A 248-nucleotide genomic window follows, 5' to 3' on the forward strand; every position below is an offset into this window, starting at 1 on the left:
CGGGGGTGTGGGCCGCGGCCGGGCCTGCTCGACACGCCTGCCCGCTGTGCCATTGCTGGCTGGCGGTCAGCTGGCCGCCGAGAGCTTCCCCTGCCAAGCGGCGAACTGCTCACGAAGCAGCCCAAACACATTAGCGACACTCATTGCGGGAGCCTGCTGCTCGAACCCCAGGTCGCCGAATAGCGTGAAACGATAAGCAGAAATGGCCTGGTATGCATTTCTAACCGCCCGTGGATCAGGGAGTGTTG

The 248-nt window shown here is 63.7% G+C and carries 1 protein-coding gene; it reads right to left on the minus strand.

The window, feature by feature from the left end; translation table 11 throughout:
- Nucleotides 1-66: 66 nt before the first annotated feature.
- On the minus strand, nucleotides 67-248 hold a 182-nt coding region (locus ACQG3P_RS21350; protein ID WP_426806172.1), incomplete at its 5' end, for a hypothetical protein.

This window comes from Stenotrophomonas sp. SrG, from assembly GCF_050031795.1.
Classification (GTDB): Bacteria; Pseudomonadota; Gammaproteobacteria; order Xanthomonadales; family Xanthomonadaceae; genus Stenotrophomonas; species Stenotrophomonas rhizophila_A.